The organism is Actinoplanes sp. NPDC026670 (genome assembly GCF_040638175.1).
GTDB lineage: Bacteria > Actinomycetota > Actinomycetes > Mycobacteriales > Micromonosporaceae > Actinoplanes.
In genome coordinates, this window is the sequence record NZ_JBEZXU010000218.1 from 1 (window position 1) to 1,072 (window position 1,072).

Genomic DNA, 1,072 nt, shown 5'->3' on the forward strand with positions numbered 1-1,072 from the left:
GGAGCAACTCGGGCACGCCGACGCCCGCACCACCCGCCGCTACGACCACGGCGGCCAGCGCCTCGACCGGGCCCCCGCCTACACCCTCGCCGCGTACCTCACCGTCGACGACGGCGACGATTCGACGGAATCAGCCGAGGGGGCGGCGGCATGACCACCAAGGCCCGCACCTCGCCGGCGGCGGTGGCCGCCTGGACGGAACTCAACGACCGTCAGCAGGGCACCCTGCGCGCCATCTACGACATCGACCAGCAGAAAGAAGCGAGCCGGCGCCGCGACGCGGCCCGGGGAATGTTCGACGGCACCCCGGCGGTCGAGTGGCGGCGTATCGACTTCGCCCACGATCCCTCCGACCGGAGGGCTTTCGGCGTCACCGACCTGCAGGCACGCCTGGACATGCACGGGTGGGACAACCAAGGCAACGGCTCCACGATGGCGGCCCTGGCCAGCCGGGGGCTGATCACCCGCAACATCCGAGGCACCGCGTTCGGGGTGATGCACACCGTGGCGTTGACCCGGGCCGGCCGGGCCGCCGCCCGCGCCGGCACCTCCCTGGACACCGGCACGAAACCGAAGGTCGGACTCAGTGAGCGCGCGTGGGAGGTCCTGGCCCTGCTGTGGGCGGTCGACCAGCGCGGCCAACCACTCACCTGGGGCTACTCGAAGACGATCGAGCACGTGCTGATCGACCGGCACATACCGCCGCTGGCCGAGAGGTGCGCGGACGGCTACCGCATCACCGACCGGGGCCGCGACTTCTACCGCAACCAGCACGCCGCACACACCGCCGCCTATCCAACCGTCACCGCCCGGCACCCCGACGGCGCCGACGCCGAGCCGTGGCCCGCACGAGCCGACGAGCTGCTCGGCCAGCACCGCACGTTCTACCGCGCGCTGGTCACCGCGTGGAGCACCGCACGCGCCATGCAGCTCGCGGCCGAGAGCGAAGCGAACATCGAACCGCCGACGCCCGCCGCCGTCCTGCCCGCCACGGTGACCAAACAGGCCGCCAAAGTGCACCAGCTGTGGCAGAAGACCGCCCGCCAGCGCGCCACCCTCGCCACCACACACG

At 72.4% G+C, this 1,072-nt stretch carries 1 pseudogene; it reads left to right on the top strand.

Annotated elements, in window-relative coordinates:
- Positions 1-150 precede the first annotated feature (150 nt).
- Positions 151-1,072 (top strand): annotated as a pseudogene (locus AB0E94_RS53225) (hypothetical protein); the annotation flags it as partial.